The organism is Microbacterium sp. SW12 (genome assembly GCF_055391095.1).
The window spans coordinates 442577-458498 of sequence record NZ_AP024335.1; the positions used below are offsets into that span (position 1 = coordinate 442577).

Below are 15922 nucleotides of genomic sequence, written 5' to 3' on the forward strand. Positions count from 1 at the left end.
TGGCCCGCGCCGACGGATCAGGCGATGGTGAGCGGCGCGATGACGGCGGCCACGAGTTCGCTCGGATCGCGAACGAGCGTGAAGTCCCCGGCATCCGGAACGACGCCAGGCGCGGCGTACCCCAGCGTGACGATACCCGGCTGGCTCGTGCGGGCTCGCGAGACGAACGCTTCGATCGCGGCAAGGTCACTGTCGGGGACGATGCCGAACACCAGCGCGGTGTAGGTGTCAGCCGACAGGTAGGCCAGAGCGGCATCCGCGTGATTCGTCTTGGTGACCGTGGTGCCGAGCTTTTGCAGGGCGATGGTCTCGGACATGCTTGTGTCGGGGTCGTCGTCGACCCACAGCACGCGTCCCGGGTGCACGCGCTCGGGGAGCTTCGGTGTGACGCCGGGGCCCTGGCCGCGGGCTGCATGGGCTTCGCGCAGCTGCGTCGCGACCGCTTCGCGGTCTTCGGGTGCGAGGGTGATCTCGATTGTCGAGAGTCGCTGGGTCGGGACGCGGACGGTGGAGGTGCGGCGGATCCAGAGGATGACGCCCACCAGGGCCATCACGACGATCACCCCGACGAAGCCGAGGACGAGTGTCACGAAGCCGGTGTCGATCTGCATGAGGTCAGTATGCCCGGTCGGTCGTGCGGTGCGCGGGGACAACTCGGGCGTGGGAAGGACAACTCGCCTGGATGAAGGACAACTCGCGTGGACGAAGGACAACTCGCCTGGATGAAGGACAACTCGCCTGGAGGAAGGACAACTCGCCTGGATAGGGTGAGGGCATGACCGAGAATGCTGCGAACGGCGAGCCATCCTCCCCCGGAACTTCCGCGACGATCGTTGTGGGTGCGACGAGCAAGCCTGGCTCGCGGCGCGCCATCGAGTGGGCGGTCGCGCGCGCGGTGAGCACCGGTGCTCGCCTGGAACTGTTCTCGGTGATCGGCGGCGCCGTGGGCGCTGTCGGCGAGCAGGAGGTCGTGCAGCGCGCCGTGGACTACGAAGAGGCCTTTCTTCGTAACGAGGCGGCGAGCCTGTCTGCCCGCGGCATCGATGTTGCGGTTCGGGTGACGAACGGAAACCCGACGAAGGAGCTCGTCGAGGCGTCAGCGGATGTCGGGCTCCTCGTGATCGGCAGTGATCACACCGGCGGCACCGAAAAGCACCGCGGGCCGCACGGGACGCGAATCGTGGCGGGAGCGCACTGCCCCGTCGTCGTCGTGCCCGACATCGACACGACCGGACGCACGGGAGTGGTTGTCGGCGTCGATGGTTCGGAGGTTTCGCACGCGGCTCTGGCGTTCGCCGCCGCCGAGGCCGCACGATTCGCCGAGCCGCTGACCGTCGTGTCGACGTGGATGCCTGTCGTCTACACCGGCGATATCGCCCCGTACCCCGACATGTACCTCACTGATCTGCAGGGCACAACCGAGGCGTTCGCGCAGTCGATGGCCGATGAGGTGCGAAAGGACCACCCGAACCTCGAGATCGTCGTGCACGTCGACGAGGGGGACCCCGCTGCCGTGATCACGGAGGTGGCGGCATCCGCTCGTCTTGCCGTCGTCGGGACGCACGGGCGTACCGGGCTGGCCCGGTTCCTTCTCGGGTCGGTCAGCACCCAGGTGCTTGACCACCTGACGACGGTCACTGCTGCAGTGCGCTAACGGCAAAGCCCCCGGCTCGATCTGGGGGGCTGTCGAGCCGGGGGCTGTACGCGAGACGCGTACCTTCGCGGCGGATGAGTGACCCGAAACACTCAGCGCGCGGTCTTGCCACGATGAGAATGGCACGGTTCGCGACTTCGTGCCGGGGGATTGTCAACTGCGCGTCCCGGATGCCATAATCCGCCGCGCGGGCAGGTGGGTCAGCGGCCGAGCAGCCTACCGACCACGCTCGGAAGCTCTCCCGGGGTGGTGACCACCTGGTCGTGAGGCAGCTCGGGTGCACCGGGTCCGGTCACGATGGTGCCGGGGGCGTACGCAATCGTCGGGACCCCCGGATAGTTGCGGCGTACCGTGCGGATGAAGTCGGCGGTGGTCATCACGTCGCCCTCGCGGCCGCTGTCGGTGACGACCAGGAGGTACTTCTCTGCTGCGAGGTAGGCCAGCGCAGCTTCGCAGTGCCGCGCGACGGTGACGGTGAGGCCCATGCGGTGCAGGGCGACGACATCGGGGACGTGGCTGTCGGGATCGTCGTCGACCCAGAGCACCCGGCCGAGACGGAAGACCGACTTCTGCGGCGCGCGCGGCGGCGCGACGTAGGGCTGCTGGGGGACGCCCGCCGCCTGTTGCGGCGGGTCGGGGGTCGGTGCGGCCTCCGGGCTCAGGGATGCTGCCGGGATGGGCTCATCCACGGGAGGGGAAGGAGGTTGCTGCTCCGGAGCCGGCGTGGGCGCGAGCGCGGTCGGAGCGGGGCCGAAGGCGGCGCTTGCCACGGTGACCGGTTGCGCTGACGGGTTGGGGGCGAAGACGTACTCGATGGTGCCTTCGTCGACCCGCGGTGCCTGTGGCGCGGTGGCAGGCGGCGCGGTGACAGGGGGCGCGGTGACAGGGGGTGCGGTAACCGGGGGAGCAGTGAACTGAGGTGCCTGCGGCTGCTGCTGGTACGCCGCGGTGGGTGCCGTGTAGGGATGCGACATCGGCGTGCCGACAGTGTTTCGCGGCGCGGTTACGGTGCGGATGGTCGATGTCGTGACCGCGGGGGTGCTCATGTCGGGGTACCGCGGCATGCGCTGTGCGGGCTCATGACGATCGGAGGTCGCCTCGGCTTTGTTGCTCTCCCACATCGCCCAGCCCACGACGAGTCCCAGCACGGCAACGACGCCGAAGCCGATCATGAGGGTGATGAGTGAATTACTGTCCATGTTCGAACCTGGTGCTGAGTCAGGGTGAGCCATGTTGCACGCTCTCGGGTTGACCACTATTGTCTGCGATCCGCGTAGTGCGGCAAGACAAACTGTGCGAACTCTCATCTAGCGCACGAGAGATCCCCGGCTTTTGCGTCGTTTCCGGACGATTCCGGACGTGAAAGCTACGTCGGACGACGTCGTTTCGCCGGGTTAGGCGGTGCGATTGTTACGACCGCGAGCCCAGTACGCGATGGTGGCAGCGGCCATGATCGCGAGCATCACGACAGTGGTGAGGCTGGCCTCCAGGCCGAACAGGCCGCCCGAGACGAGGGGGTTGGCATCCGTCGTCTCGACGACCGCCAAGAGCGAGTTCTCTGCGGGGATGCCCGACACCGGGATGCCGAAGAGGCTGTTCTGTGCCCAGTTCCACACGGCGTGGAACGCGATGACCCCCCAGAGGCCGCCTTCGCTGAGCGCCCAGAACCCGAGGAGCAGGGAGACGAACACGAGCGAGAGGACGGACAGGACGTTCATGCCCGTGTTGAGGGAGTGCGCGAGCGTGAAGAAGACGGTCTGGGCGATCATCGCGGCGAGGATGCCGAAACGCGGCATCCAGGACTGGATGAGGTACCCGCGGGAGATGAGCTCTTCGGCGCCGCTCTGGATCGAGAACCCGACTAACGCGAAGATCACCCATCCGAGTGCGGTCCAGGCGGCGTAGCTGCCGTCGGGAGTCTGGAGGAACTCCATGTTGCCGGTGAGGACTGCCACGGCAACGGCGAGGGACATCGCGCCGAGTGCGATCGCGGCTCCTCGCGCGATCTGCAGCGGGGCGCGTGAGGGGAAGCGGAAGCCGATACTTGCGAACGCGCGCCGTTCCTTGAATCGCAGCCAGACCCACAGCAGGATCCAGACCGACAGAAACGCCAGGCTGCTGATGTTGGTGAGGCCGAGGGCTGTGATGCCGGGGATGAGGGCGAGCAGGATGCTGGTGGCCATGACCGACGCGAACAGCACCACCGCGACGATCGAGCCGACAAGCGGCCCGGTCGGTCGCTGCGCTTCGCGCATTGCGCCGGCGAAACTGTCACGTCGTGTTTCGGTCACGGAGGGCCTCCCAGGTCGGCGGTCCCGACCGACCCTAGCGAATGGAGGCGGGGTGGCGCAGGGCTTGTGGTGCCGCCGCGTCCTCGGCTAGGGCGACCCGGGCGGTCGTCCGCGTCCTGCCTGTTGTGCGCCCCAGACGGCGCCGAGTGCGAACTGGCCGGTCACGCCGAAGTGGCGCATCGCTTGGTCCACGCGGCGTCTGCCGGTTCGAGGGCTCAGGCCCAGCGTGTGAGCGGCGGCCTCGACGGTCATGCCCCGGCTCATCAGGGCGAGCATCGGCGCCCACGGCTCGTCGCTCTGGTCGACAGCGGTTGCCTCGCCCCACAGTTTCTCGAAGACCCAGGATGCGAGAGAGACGACTTCTTGCGCGCTCGTGGCGAGCACGCGGGTCGGATGGGGATCACCCCAAACAGAGGGGAGGGTGACGGTGTCATCGTCGATGATCCAGAAGAAGCTGGGCGGTGACGGGTGGGTTCGGATCCAGGTGCCTGCTGCCAGTTCGTTGTCGAGGTGCCACCGGTTGATGGGATCGAGGGCGTCTTCGTCGGAGAGGATGACGCGGATGCGGCTCTCGCCGTCGAGTGGCCTGGCGGCCCAGAGCGTTTCGGCGTAGTCGAGGCCGGCGTCGCGCAGGATCTGGGTCGAGGGGATGCACAGCTGTGCTGATCGGGGCGCCCGGCGTGAGGACTGTGCGCGCCACATGTCGGCCAGCGCCCAGGTGCCCTGAACCGTGGTGGGCGGTGTCGAGGTTCCGGTTCCGTCACCCGTCTCGCCGGCATTCCAGGCCTGGAGGAGCTCCGGGATGCTGGCAGCCAGGGTATGCGCGGCGGCTGCGGCATCCGTGAGTTCGCGCACGCCGTCGTCGATGATCTGCTGGATGGCGGTGGCTACCGTGAAGTCGGGTCGTCGGTGAGCGATGGTGTCGCCGGTGACTCTGAGGAGTCCGCGGCGCTCGAGGAGCGCGAGCTGTTCTCGCAGATCGGCCTCATCGAGGTTCAGCCTGGTTGCGAGTGTGGCCGGGTCGGCGCCCGGGTCGTGGAGGGCAGCGGCGAGCACGATGAGAGCTCGTTTGTCGGTCATCGGTCCTCCTTGAGGCGCGTTATGGCCAATGGCATTAATGTGCCACGTCCGGTGGGTAACGTCGGCCAGGCGCACGCGCCCGCGTGGCATGTGGACCGTCGAGGAGGAACCGTGAGCGAGCAGCCTGCACAGAATCAGCCAGCTGAGAAGAAGTGGACGGTGGGGCGGATCGTGCTGGCCGGCATCGGTCTTGTCGCACTGGGTCTCGCGGCGTACTGGATCACCTACGCGCTGCTGCTGAACTGAGCTCTAGTCGGCGCTCTAGCGGGCCGCGCGGCCGAGGAGCGCTGCCTTGGCCGACTTGATGACGATCGCGACGTCGCCGGCGAGGCTCCAGTTCTCGACGTAGGAGAGGTCGAGGCGCACGGCGTCCTCCCACGCGAGGTTCTCGCGGCCACTGATCTGCGACAGGCCCGTGATGCCTGGTTTGACCAGGAACCGACGCAGTGAGGCGTCGGTGTAGGTCTCGACTTCGCCCGGCAGGGGTGGGCGGGGCCGACGAGCGACATGGTTCCGCCGATGACGTTGAACAGTTGCGGAAGGTCGTCGAGGGTATGGCGATGCATCCATCTGCCGAGCGCCGTCGTGGTCGGGGTGCCATCGGCGCCCTCGCGCGCGATCCGGAAGGCGAGCATCCGGAACGGACGGCCGTGGTAGCCGACGCGGGTTTCGCGGACGCAAACGGGGCCCGGCGACGAGAGCTTCACGGCGAGGGCGAGGATGCCGAGAAGTGGGCTGATCACGACGACTGCGACAAGCGACTTGATGAGGTCGGCCATGCGCTTGCCGAAGCGTTGGCCGGGCGAGAAGCGTGGTGTCTCGACGTGGACGAGGGGCAGGCCCGAGACGGGGCGGGTGTGGATGCGGGGTCCTGCGACGTCGGCGATGCCGGGTGCGAGCAGCAGGTGCTGGCGGCCGGCTTCGAGGCTCCACGAGATCTGCTTGACCTTCTCGGGCGGGAGAGCGTCGCTGCTGGTGACCAGCACGGTGTCGGCGCCGGTATCGGCGAGGACGCGGGTGAGGTCGTCGAAGGTGCCGAGGATGGGGATGTCGGCATCCGTCGTGGTGATGGCGGCTTCGTGGTCTCCGGGCGGGAGGCAGGCGCCGACCACGAGGTAGCCGGTGTCGCGGCGACGCTGCAGCTCGGAGCCCACCTGGGCGACTGACGCCGGTGAGCCGATCAGGATCACGCCCGAGGCGCATTTGCCGACGCGGCGTTTGGCGACGAGCCACTGTCGCCACAACCATCTGACGAGAAGGAGCAGCAGGATGCCGGCGGGCAGGCTGATGAGCAGGTAGCCGCGGGCGATGTCGACGCGGAAGAGGAATGCGACGATCGCGATGACCCCGAACAGGACGAGGGAGGAGTCGATGACGCGGACGTATTCGGTCATGCCGGTGCCGACGACACCGGGCGTTCGGGTGTCGGCCAGGCTCAGGGCGAGCAGCCACAGGGCGACGAGGATCGCGGAGGTCAACCAGTACGACACGGCGGTGAAGCGCAGGTCTCGCAGGAGTGAGAGCTGGGCGTTGCCGGTGCCGAACCACACGATCTGGGTACCGTAAACGACCCACACCAGAACGACGGCGTCGCTGATCAGCAGTCGTGTGCGGTAACTCTCATGCCACGGTCGTGGCTCACCCGTGGAGCGCACTCACCCAGCCTTGCACACGCCGGTCGTTCACCGGCGCGACACCGTGGGTTTGCGAGAGAGAGGTGCCTCAGCCCGAGTAGCCGCCGTAGCGGGCGATCGTGCTGAGGAACTGGAAGGTTGCGAGGGTGATCTGGGCCGAGATGACGACCGCGACCATGATGCCGACGACCTGGGTGGCGATGAGGCCCCACAGGGGTCCCCAGCCGGTGCCGGTGCGGCGGATCGTGACGACGATGCGTCCGATGGGGTAGACGAGCGAGAGGAACATCCATGGCCAGGGGAACGGGCGGTCGATGCCGCGGTTACGGAGTTCGCGGTGGTCGAGGTACGCGAACCAGACGCTGAAGCCGTAGACCGCCCAGCCGAGGAGCATGATCCCCACCACCACGGCGAGAAGAAGATGTCGAACGGCTGCATGAACGTGTGCAGGTCGGTACGCGGACCCGACTCGGCGAAGGGTTGCATCATCCAGCCCTGCATGGCGAACATCGAGCGCCACGGCACGAGGAGAGCGGCCAGCGTCGAGACCAGCGGCAGCAGCACGATGAGCCAGATCCAGACGGTGTTCGTGTCGACGCCGGGGCTCTTGCGTGGTTCGGGTGCGGCGGCGGGAGCTGCTGGCGGCTGCGCCACTGGGTTGGACGCTGCGTTGGGTGCTGACGTGTGCGCTGTCCAGGCGGTGCCGTCCCAGAAGCGCAGGATGCCGGGGGTAGACGGGTCGGGGTACCAGCCGGCTGACGGCTGCTCTGGTGTCGACATGGGTGTCCTCCCGTTCGCGAGTTCCGTGCCCCACTCTAGGTCGGTGCCGGACGCCGCGTCAGGGGGCTATCCCCCGGGTTGGGGGCTCTAGCTCCGCGGAGCGTGCAGGTCGAGGTGGCCCCACTCGCCGGGTGCGGGAAGTTCGGCGTAGCTCACGTCGATCCCGTCCAGTCCCACGGATGCTGCGCAGACCAGGAGCGACAGGGTGGGATAGCCGAGGGGGCGGTTGTCGCGGATGATCGCGCGTTCATCGACCGGGCCGAGGGCAGTGCTGCGTTCGAGCACCTCGAGCCAGGGCCGATACCAGCGCTCGCCCGCCTCGGGCTGCGCGAGGCGGAAGTGTTCGAGCCAGTGCGAGATGCGGGCGGTGGCCGGGTCGTCGACATCGTCGTGGGCGATCATGTGGATGCCGGCTTCGATCTGCGTTTCGCGGCGGCGCTCGCCGTCCCACGAGATGACGCGTGCGGAGGTGGCGTCGACCTCGAGCAGGTTGAAGCCGCGCATTGCGGGGTGCTCGCTGGGTGAGGTGCCGAGGACCGAGTCGAGGGGGAGGGTTCCTCGCGAGACGACGGCGGAGTCGGGCAGGTCGTCGCCGCCGGCGCGGTTGAGCAGGACAGCGAGGCGGTGGGTGTCGGCATCCGCTGCAAGCCAGGCGCCGCCGGCGCGGATGTCTTGCACGCCCAGGATCGACGGGTGCTGCGGCCACCAGTGTCCGAGCGGGTTCCACGGGCGGGTGGGGTCTTCGTCGCGGATCGCGAGGAGGCGCACGGGTGTGCCCGGGCCGGTCGGGACATCGATGATCACAGTGCACATGGGGGTTCCTGCTCAAGTCGTGGAAGACTGGCCGCGTGTTCGTTGTCGTCGGGGTCACGGGCGGAATCGCCGCATACAAGACGGTACATCTGGTCAGGCGCCTGATCGGCGAGGGCCATGAGGTGCACGTCGTGCCGACCGAGGACGCGCTGCGGTTCGTCGGGCAGCCGACGTGGGAGGCAATCAGTCGCCATCCCGTCACGACATCGGTGCATGAGGATGTCGCGACGGTGCGGCACGTGTCGCTCGGGCAGCGGGCGGATCTCGTGATCGTCGCGCCGGCCACCGCGAACACGCTGGCGAAGATGGCTGCCGGGCTCGCCGACGATCTGCTGGGGACGACGCTGCTCGCGACGACCGCGCCGGTGGTGGTGGCGCCTGCGATGCACACGGAGATGTGGCGGCATTCGGCGACGCAAGAGAACATGCGGGTGCTGCGGTCTCGTGGCGTGCACGTGGTCGGGCCGGCTGATGGGCCGTTGACCGGTGGCGATTCGGGGCCGGGGCGGATGAGTGAGCCGGATGAGATTGCGGATGCTGCGCTCGCCGTGGTTTCGGGTGCCGAGGGCGGGCGGGCGCGGGATCTTGCCGGGCTGAGGGTTGTCGTGTCGGCGGGTGGGACGCGGGAGCCGCTGGATCCGGTGCGGTTCCTCGGGAACCGCTCGAGTGGGCGGCAGGGGGTTGCGCTCGCGGTCGCTGCAGCTGACCGGGGTGCGGAGGTGACGCTGGTCGCCGCGCACATCGACGGTGAGGTGCTCGGTGGGGTGGGCGATGGCGTGAAGGTCGTGTCGGTGGGGACGGCGCTGGAGATGCAGGATGCCGTGACGGAGGCGGCATCCGTTGCTGATGTCGTCGTGATGGCGGCGGCGGTTGCCGACTATCGGCCCGCCGAGGTGGCGAAGGCGAAGCTCACGAAGGAAGCCCAGGGCGATCGTCTGACGCTGGAGCTCGTCGAGAATCCCGACATCGTGGCGGGGTTGGCAGCCGGCAGGCTGTCGGGACAGACGGTGGTGGCGTTCGCGGCAGAGACCTCGTCGGGGGATGAGTTGTTGGAGCGGGCCAGGCGTAAGCGGGAGCGCAAGGATGTCGATCTGCTCGTGGTGAACGAGGTTGGCTGGGCTCGCGGGTTCGAGTCGGCCGACAATGAGGTCGTCGTGATCGATCGGTCGGGCGAGGTCGCAGCGGAGGCTTCGGGGTCGAAGCGTGAGGTTGCGGAAGCCGTGTGGGACGCGGTAGTCGCAACGCGACGATAGGGTGAGGGCATCGTGGGGGAGGACGGCTGATGGATCGCACAGTCGCGTGGCAGGCGCTCCATTCAGCCGATACGGATGCCGAGACTCTCGCTCGAATTGCCGGTGAGTATCCGGAGTTCGCGCTGCAGATCGCGTCTCATCCTCAGTGCTATGACGAACTCGCATTGTGGGCTCGATCGGTCGCTGCGACGGGTGCTGCGGCGGAGACAGACAGCGCGTCCGCATCGTCACCCGCTGAAGATGCGGGTGGCTCGGGCCTTCGTCCTGGCGTCTGGATCGGGATCGCGGCGGGAGCGGTAGCTGTCATCGCAGTCGGTGGTGGGGTGTGGGGGCTCATGGCGTCGGGTGTGTTGGGCAATGGGGTGGGGTCGCCCTTGGATGCCGGAACGGCGGCGGATGCGGAACGACCCGAGCTCGACGGGCCTGAGGTCTACGTCGGCGACGAGCTGGAGTGGTTCCTGCCGGAGGATAGCCAGTTGCGAGTGTTGTTCCCGGGTGTGGGTTCAGTCTCCCGCGGCGCCGAGCTCGGCGGTATCGGTGAGGGCGAGGGCGTGCACACGGGGCCTGAGGAGTGTTCCATGTGGTTCTGGGGCGATGACTGGGCCGTCGTGGGGCTGCGCACCGCTTCGTGGGACAACGGCGCAGTCGCGGTCCGCGGGTTCCCGACGGATGACGAAGCCGAGCACTACTTCGGCGGATATAGCGAGACCATCGACTCGTGTGCGGACTTCGCGATTCTCGGCCCTGATGAGGCGGAGTATGGTCGAGTTTTCATTGAGTCGCTCGACGTGCCCGCAGGGACAGAATCCCTGGTCGCTGTTCGCCGAACCGAGGGCGGCGAGATGCCACCGGAATCGGGCGACGACACGCTCGAGCTGCTCAGCCTCGAGGGAAACACCGTGACCACGGTCAGCGTCGTGTGGGATGACCGGTTCTCCGAGGCGTCGGAGCTCTCGAAGATCGTCGCCGCGGTCGTTGAGCAGCGCGACGAGGCGTTCGTGGCACTCGCTGATCAGATGGCGTTGCGCTGATCTGCCGGCGCTACGCTGATCAGCCGAAGATCTCGGCGTGGGTAGCCGCGGAGAGGGTGCGAGCGGCATCCTCGACCGTGACGCCGGTGAGTTCAAGGCCCGGCATCGTGTTCTCAATCGATTCGTCACCGTAGACGGAGGCACCGTCGGCGGTGAACGTGATGAGATGCCCGGAGCGATCGGTGATCAGGTACTGGGTCCAGCCTGCGACGACGTACGACCGGTACATCCCGCCGGGGAACACGGCTCCGAGGTTTCCGCTGAGGTTGCCGAGGCGGATGCCGCGGGCGTTGGGGAGGAACGCGCCCGAAATGCTCTCTCCGAAGCTGGACGGGGCCCGTGACACGGAGATCGACCACAGCGTGCCGTCGTGGAAGACGGCTGACAGTCCGATCTCGAGGATTTGCCACTCGCCGTCTCGGATCTTCGTGAGGTCGGGCGCCGCGGCGGACGCTTCGGATTCGGTCATGCCGAGGGTGAGCGGGCCGATGCCGTCGAAGTCGATCTGCCACAGGCCGGCGTCGATCACCGAGGATGACCCGATGATGCATCGGCAGACGACGATGGTTCGCACCGTGTCGGTCGTGGGATCGTATGTGACCCGGTAGCCGACCGGGCTGCCCGGCTGGGCTCGATAGATGGCTGTGCCCGGCGCTTCATCGTCGCTTGCGACGGGAGCGCCATAGGTTGCTTCGAGGGATGCACGTGAGCTTCCCGGGCCGAAGCGTTCCGCGGTGACTGTTGTCTCATCGGCGGGGGTGATCGCGTAGACCCGATCATCGTGGAGCTCGACAGTTCCCCACCCGCAGTCGATCACGATGATTCGCACGCCGTTACGCAGCGTGGACTCGATGATTCGGATGTCGTCGACGTTGCTGCGGACTTCCGAGAAGGTCATGCCCAGCTGCACGCCGTGGAATCCGCGCGCGCTGAGCACTGTCGCGTCGTTGAGGGTTGCCGCTTTCAGTCGGGCGAAGAGTTCGTCAGGGTTGGATGCAGCGACCGCTGTTCCGCCTCCGACGCCGCCGATGCACGTCATCTGCTGCTGCGCCTCTTCGTCTTGGTCGACGCCGAATGCCACGACGTTGATGTTCACAAGCGGATTCTCGCGGTGCAGGTCGGCTGCGACGTCGCACGAGGTCGGTGGTGCGCACGTGTCGACGCCGTCGGAGATCAGCACGATATTTCCGGGTTGGCCGGGTGGGAGCATCGACATCGCAACACCCAATGCCGGCCCGATAGGGGTGAAACCGGATTGGGTGACGCCGTTGACGGACGCCCGGAGCGAGCCGAGGTCCATCGGCTGAAGGGAAGAGAGGGTCTTGACATCTTGGCACCCCGATGCGCGCTCGGCATCCGAGTTGCCTGTGCCTGTCCCGAAGACGAGGAGGCCGACTTCTGCGTTCTGGGGGAGGGCCTCCAGGGCCGCGATGGTGGCTTGCTTGGCGACATCCATCCGTGTGACCCCCGGCGAGGTTTCGCGGATCATCGAACCGGAAGCGTCGAGGATGATCACCGTCGGCGGGATGCCGTCGTCGGTTGTGGCCTGTGCCGGTGGTGCTGTGAGCAGTCCCGCGGCCAGCAGAGCGGCGCCGGTGAGCATCCCAAGCTTCGCTACCCACTGACCGCGGTCGATCTTGGTGCCGCTTCGAGCCATCCAGATACCCCCTCGGGTAGGTTACGGCGTCGACGCTATTGCGCGCCACGAGAACGTCTTCGAGTGGCGAGATGCCGGCCGTTGTGGGTGCGCTGGGGTGACCCTGCGGTCGTCGAAGGACAGACTGTGACGTGGAGGCTTCGGGGTCACTCGCCCGAGGGTTCGCCCCAGACGCGGCGGCTGAGTGCGGCGATGTCTTTGTCGAGATGGTCGATGCGGGTGCCCATCGCATCGAACCGGGCGTTCATCTCGCCGCGGAGTCCGTTCATTTCTGCGCGCAGTCCGCTGATCGATGCATCCATTTCGCCGCGGAGTCCGTCGAAGCGGCCGTTCATCTCGCCGCGTAGTCCGTTGATGGATGCGGTCATGGTGCGGGTGAGGAGGGTTGTCATGACGGTCATGCCGCCGAGCATGAGCGTGGCGAAGAGGCCGATGAGCACCCAGCTCTGTGGTTCGGTCACGGTGGTCACCTTTCCAGTGTGCGGCAGGTCACTTCAGGATGCCAAGGTTCTCGCGCCGCCGATCGCTGGCGCGGGCGGCCTGGGACTGTTCGGCGAACTGGGCGGCGCTGGGGAGGAGCGGTGCGCGGGGTGAGTGGGACCGGGCCTCAGTACAGCGCAAGGACGGGGGCTTCCGGGCACGTGCGCCGGGTGGGCAGGGCGGGGTGCGGGCGCGGCGCGTCGGCACGTGGCGCTCGGAGGGGGCGGTACGCCGGGTGGGCAGCGCGGTGTGTCCGGATGGTGAGGTGCGCCTTAGAACGGCGCGTCGGTAGCGTCGGTCGCGTCGGTAGCGTCGCCTGACTCGGCGGTGGCGGTGGATGCGGCATCCGCGGGTCGGGGATCGTCGGGATCGTATCGATCGGGGGTGAAGTGCACCCCTGGCGTGGGTGGATAGTCGGTGTAGGTGGTTCCGACCGGTGAGGTCCATTCGAGGATGCCGCCCTCGAGTTGCCTGACTTTCCAGCCGGCGAACTGTTTCATCGAGTGATGTCTTTGACAGAGGTGGGCGAGGTTGCAGACATCCGTTTTGCCGCCGAGCGCGTGATCGATCGTGTGGTCGACTTCGCAGCGGATGGCGGGGAGGCGGCATCCGGGGAACCGGCAGTGGCGGTCGCGGGCCCTCAGGTGGCGGTCGATCGCGGCGGTGCGCTGGTAGCCGTTGGTGTGGAGCACCTGACCGGTGACGGGGTGGGTGACGAGGCGTTCCCACCACGTGTCGCAGGCTTCGGCGATGGCGCGGGCGGTTTCGGCGTCGATGGGGGAGTAGCCGACGAGGTCGGCGGGCTCTGCGTGGCCGTTCTCGTCGCCGTCGGGCTTGAGGAGGCTGAGGGCTGGAACGACGACCTGGATCTTCGCGCGGATCGCGCCGAGTGTGCCGGGTCCGTCGCCGGTGACGGTGGGGTCGGCGAAGGGGGATCCGGTGAGAAGGATGTCGGCGGCGATATCGGCGCGGATCTGAGCCCGGGAGCGGATGTCGGTGGCGAGGATGTCAGCCGGGATTCGGGCGTCATCGTCTGCCGGAGAACCGACTGCAGCCTTCGCGGCGTTGCGCACGTCGATGACAACGGTGGCCATCTGGTTCATGCGGTCGTCGATGCCCGCGATGACCGGGGTGGGCGCGACCAGGAGTAGCGATGACATCCCGTCGGGCAGCGCGCGGGTGGTGATGTCGCGGCGTTCGCGCGCGGAGGCGTGTCGTTCGACGAAGCTGCGGGGATGCATCCGCTGGGCGAGGATTTCGAGCTCAGCTTTCACCCGACCGACGGTGTCGCGCCGGCACCGATCGAGTGCCTCGGCTTCGAAGGCGGGGATGACTTCATCGGGGAGGTCGGCGGCAGCATCCTGAATCGCATAGACGTGCTGGCGGGTGATCTCACCCTGAGCGCGGGCTTCGAGGGTGCCGGGGTAGCGTTCGGCGAGCCGTTCAGCGTCGCCGATCTGGCGTTGCATCGACCGATCGGACACGCGCGCCGGCACTCCGATCGTGGCGGCGATGCTGCGTAGCGCCATGTCGTGCTCGCGCACCCGGGACGGCTTGCCCGCCGCGAGTTCGCGCGCCAGTTCGCCCGCGCGAGCGAGAGCGCGGATGCGGGCGGCTTCGGCGGCGGCAAGCGCCGCATCCGCCTGCTGAACGGCGGCGACGATCGAGGTCAGCTCGGCGGTCTGCGCCTCGCTGAACTCGATGACTCCGTTCGAATGCATGTACTAATGATGACATCACCCTCCGACATTGAGTCCCAGAGGGGTGCGCCTGTGGAAAACCCGCGGAAATTGATCTACATGCGAGTGCACGATGGTTCGACTCGAAGCTCAATAGAACAAAAATACGAATATTGGATCCCGGCTTCGTCAGTCCGTGAACTCCCGTGGCGTGAAGGGGCACGCTCACGGACATTCGTCGCGAGCCGATCGAGTGCGTCGGTGACATCGAGGCCTGCGATTGCCTGCTCGACCCGCTCCGCTCCGCACATGTTGCCCTCACGACAGCTTGCGCCCCGTCGCCCAGAGCGTCGTTGGTGCAACGGCCCGCGAGCACCTCCTTGACGGCGTGGACGGCCGCTTCGAATCTCTGACCGACGCGCCCCGTGGTGGATCGCGACGGATGCCTACTCGCCGGAGGGCTCGCCCCAGACGCGGCGGCTGAGGGCGGAGATGTCGCGGTCGAGGTGGTCGATGCGGGTTCCCATCGCGTCGAAGCGGGCGTTCATCTCAGCACGAAGGCCATCGATCTTCCCCTCGAGCCGGCCCTCGACGCCCGAGATGCTGGCGGTCACTGTGCGCATGATGAGGTTCGTAGACAGCGTGAGCCCGCCGAGCATGATGGTCGCGAAGATGCCGATGAGCACCCAGCTCTGCGGTTCGGTCACGATGGTCACCCTCCTAGTGTGCGGTATCGCGATTCAGGATGCCATCGCTTCGCCCTCGCGCGGACGAATGGTGCCGCACCTGGCAGACGTCGCCGCGCGAGAATCGCCTGGGGAGCGGAAGTGCGGCTCTAGGCCGGTGCGAGCACGCGCAGCCCCGACCGCTTGGCTGCGGCCGAAAGCTCCCCGTCGTAGGTGAGCACCTCGTCGACGCCCACGCGAAGAGCAGTCGCTAGGTGAATCGCGTCGTTCGGGCGCAACGGTGCATGCGTCCCCGCTGAGAGAAGGTCACCGCGCGTGACGTCGATCAGCGTCACTGCGTCGAGCACAGTGGTGATGGCGTCAGATTCGATCAGGCTGGGGTTTCGTCCGGCAGCGCAGTGCAACTCGGCGTGCAGGAGCCATGAGGCGACCAGATCGCGCGCTGTGGTGGTCAGTTCGTGGAGGAGTGCGTCGGATTCTGCCTCGTCGACGAGCAGCTTCATCGCGGCTGAGGTGTCGAGGTAGGTGACGGTCACCAGCTGCCCCGGGTGTCGCGGATGATCTCGGTTGTATCCCGCGCAGACGCGGCTCTACGGATGCCGGAGAGCGTCGATACCGGTGCGGTAGCTCGCCTCGCACCCCCCTCAGAAACGAGGGCTTCGAGGCCCCGGGAGGCAAGGGGAGTCAAGAGTGCAATCACCTTGCCCCGGTTGCTGATCTGTACGGTCTCGCCGGCTTCAACCCGGCGCAGGATCTCGCCGCTGCGGTTGCGCAGCTCCCGGTGGCTCACGGTGTCCATGGCGAGCAGTGTAGCGCGCTGTAGCACAGGAGAACACCGGCGAGTGGACCCGGTGTTCGGCACGTGCGCTGGCCCGAAACGATGG

At 67.4% G+C, this 15922-nt stretch carries 16 protein-coding genes and 2 pseudogenes; 4 read left to right on the forward strand and 14 right to left on the reverse strand.

Annotated features, from left to right (window positions below; all coding sequences use genetic code 11):
* Nucleotides 1-17 precede the first annotated feature (17 nt).
* Complete coding sequence (locus MICSW_RS02255; RefSeq protein WP_348681383.1) at nt 18-611, reverse strand: DNA-binding transcriptional response regulator; 594 nt, start codon at nt 609-611, stop codon at nt 18-20.
* A gap of 164 nt (nt 612-775) precedes the next feature.
* Here MICSW_RS02255 and MICSW_RS02260 point away from each other — a divergent pair, with 164 nt between their 5' ends.
* Nucleotides 776-1654: a universal stress protein gene (locus MICSW_RS02260; RefSeq protein ID WP_464496624.1), complete on the forward strand. Its 879-nt coding sequence runs from the start codon at nt 776-778 to the stop codon at nt 1652-1654.
* A 200-nt stretch (nt 1655-1854) separates the two neighbouring features.
* On the opposite strand, the gene MICSW_RS02265 is transcribed toward MICSW_RS02260, so the two are convergent.
* The 3 genes from MICSW_RS02265 to MICSW_RS02275 all read right to left on the reverse strand — a co-directional run bounded on the left by MICSW_RS02265 (nt 1855) and on the right by MICSW_RS02275 (nt 5025).
* Complete coding sequence (locus MICSW_RS02265) at nt 1855-2853, reverse strand: hypothetical protein (protein WP_464496625.1); 999 nt, start codon at nt 2851-2853, stop codon at nt 1855-1857.
* Between the two features lie 195 nt (nt 2854-3048).
* A complete protein-coding gene (locus tag MICSW_RS02270) occupies nt 3049-3945 on the reverse strand; it encodes a lysostaphin resistance A-like protein (protein ID WP_464496626.1) in 897 nt (298 codons plus the stop codon).
* Between the two features lie 87 nt (nt 3946-4032).
* On the reverse strand, nt 4033-5025 hold the full coding sequence (locus MICSW_RS02275; RefSeq protein WP_464496627.1) for a hypothetical protein: 993 nt from the start codon (nt 5023-5025) through the stop codon (nt 4033-4035).
* A gap of 111 nt (nt 5026-5136) precedes the next feature.
* Here MICSW_RS02275 and MICSW_RS02280 point away from each other — a divergent pair, with 111 nt between their 5' ends.
* Nucleotides 5137-5271 carry a hypothetical protein gene (locus MICSW_RS02280; RefSeq protein WP_267189479.1) on the forward strand — a complete coding sequence of 45 codons (135 nt, stop codon included), beginning with the start codon at nt 5137-5139 and terminating at the stop codon, nt 5269-5271.
* 15 nt (nt 5272-5286) lie between these two features.
* Here MICSW_RS02280 and MICSW_RS02285 read toward each other — a convergent pair.
* From MICSW_RS02285 to MICSW_RS02300, 4 genes and pseudogenes are all read right to left on the reverse strand, one after another.
* Nucleotides 5287-6419 (reverse strand): annotated as a pseudogene (locus MICSW_RS02285) (exopolysaccharide biosynthesis polyprenyl glycosylphosphotransferase).
* Nucleotides 6420-6747: 328 nt separating this feature from the next.
* Entirely contained in the window at nt 6748-7068 is a 321-nt protein-coding gene (locus tag MICSW_RS02290; RefSeq protein ID WP_464498507.1) for a hypothetical protein, read from the reverse strand.
* Between the two features lie 263 nt (nt 7069-7331).
* Nucleotides 7332-7439, reverse strand: a pseudogene (locus MICSW_RS02295) (DUF2510 domain-containing protein); the annotation flags it as partial.
* Between the two features lie 87 nt (nt 7440-7526).
* On the reverse strand, nt 7527-8252 hold the full coding sequence (locus MICSW_RS02300; protein ID WP_292734308.1) for an NRDE family protein: 726 nt from the start codon (nt 8250-8252) through the stop codon (nt 7527-7529).
* A gap of 35 nt (nt 8253-8287) precedes the next feature.
* Here MICSW_RS02300 and coaBC point away from each other — a divergent pair, with 35 nt between their 5' ends.
* Both coaBC and MICSW_RS02310 read left to right on the forward strand, forming a co-directional pair.
* Complete coding sequence (gene coaBC / locus MICSW_RS02305) at nt 8288-9505, forward strand: bifunctional phosphopantothenoylcysteine decarboxylase/phosphopantothenate--cysteine ligase CoaBC (protein ID WP_464496628.1); 1218 nt, start codon at nt 8288-8290, stop codon at nt 9503-9505.
* 29 nt (nt 9506-9534) lie between these two features.
* The gene (locus MICSW_RS02310) at nt 9535-10536 is read left to right on the forward strand and encodes a variant leucine-rich repeat-containing protein (RefSeq protein ID WP_228177278.1); all 1002 of its coding nucleotides are present in this window, start codon (nt 9535-9537) and stop codon (nt 10534-10536) included.
* Between the two features lie 19 nt (nt 10537-10555).
* Here the strand turns inward: MICSW_RS02310 and MICSW_RS02315 are convergent, their stop codons facing one another.
* The 6 genes from MICSW_RS02315 to MICSW_RS02340 form a co-directional block, all read right to left on the reverse strand.
* Entirely contained in the window at nt 10556-12193 is a 1638-nt protein-coding gene (locus MICSW_RS02315) for a VWA domain-containing protein (protein ID WP_464496629.1), read from the reverse strand.
* A gap of 146 nt (nt 12194-12339) precedes the next feature.
* Nucleotides 12340-12663, reverse strand: coding sequence for a hypothetical protein (locus tag MICSW_RS02320; RefSeq protein WP_347424684.1), 324 nt, complete (start codon nt 12661-12663; stop codon nt 12340-12342).
* 282 nt (nt 12664-12945) lie between these two features.
* A complete protein-coding gene (locus MICSW_RS02325) occupies nt 12946-14394 on the reverse strand; it encodes an HNH endonuclease (protein ID WP_464496630.1) in 1449 nt (482 codons plus the stop codon).
* 404 nt (nt 14395-14798) lie between these two features.
* Nucleotides 14799-15068, reverse strand: a complete 270-nt coding sequence (locus MICSW_RS02330; protein ID WP_228177274.1) for a heat shock factor-binding 1 family protein — start codon at nt 15066-15068, stop codon at nt 14799-14801.
* A gap of 119 nt (nt 15069-15187) precedes the next feature.
* Entirely contained in the window at nt 15188-15574 is a 387-nt protein-coding gene (locus MICSW_RS02335) for a type II toxin-antitoxin system VapC family toxin (protein ID WP_464496631.1), read from the reverse strand.
* The gene (locus tag MICSW_RS02340) at nt 15571-15837 is read right to left on the reverse strand and encodes a type II toxin-antitoxin system Phd/YefM family antitoxin (protein ID WP_292734294.1); all 267 of its coding nucleotides are present in this window, start codon (nt 15835-15837) and stop codon (nt 15571-15573) included. The genes MICSW_RS02335 and MICSW_RS02340 overlap by 4 nt, the downstream gene beginning before the upstream one ends.
* Between the last annotated feature and the right edge of the window lie 85 nt (nt 15838-15922).

Excerpts from the sequence above, each read along its gene's own strand:
- MICSW_RS02255 (WP_348681383.1), bottom strand. The coding sequence starts at position 611 with ATGCAGATCGACACCGGCTTCGTGACACTCGTCCTCGGCTTCGTCGGG.
- MICSW_RS02260 (WP_464496624.1), top strand. The coding sequence starts at position 776 with ATGACCGAGAATGCTGCGAACGGCGAGCCATCCTCCCCCGGAACTTCC.
- MICSW_RS02265 (WP_464496625.1), bottom strand. The coding sequence starts at position 2,853 with ATGGACAGTAATTCACTCATCACCCTCATGATCGGCTTCGGCGTCGTT.
- MICSW_RS02275 (WP_464496627.1), bottom strand. The coding sequence starts at position 5,025 with ATGACCGACAAACGAGCTCTCATCGTGCTCGCCGCTGCCCTCCACGAC.
- MICSW_RS02300 (WP_292734308.1), bottom strand. The coding sequence starts at position 8,252 with ATGTGCACTGTGATCATCGATGTCCCGACCGGCCCGGGCACACCCGTG.
- MICSW_RS02310 (WP_228177278.1), top strand. The coding sequence starts at position 9,535 with ATGGATCGCACAGTCGCGTGGCAGGCGCTCCATTCAGCCGATACGGAT.
- MICSW_RS02315 (WP_464496629.1), bottom strand. The coding sequence starts at position 12,193 with ATGGCTCGAAGCGGCACCAAGATCGACCGCGGTCAGTGGGTAGCGAAG.
- MICSW_RS02325 (WP_464496630.1), bottom strand. The coding sequence starts at position 14,394 with ATGCATTCGAACGGAGTCATCGAGTTCAGCGAGGCGCAGACCGCCGAG.
- MICSW_RS02340 (WP_292734294.1), bottom strand. The coding sequence starts at position 15,837 with ATGGACACCGTGAGCCACCGGGAGCTGCGCAACCGCAGCGGCGAGATC.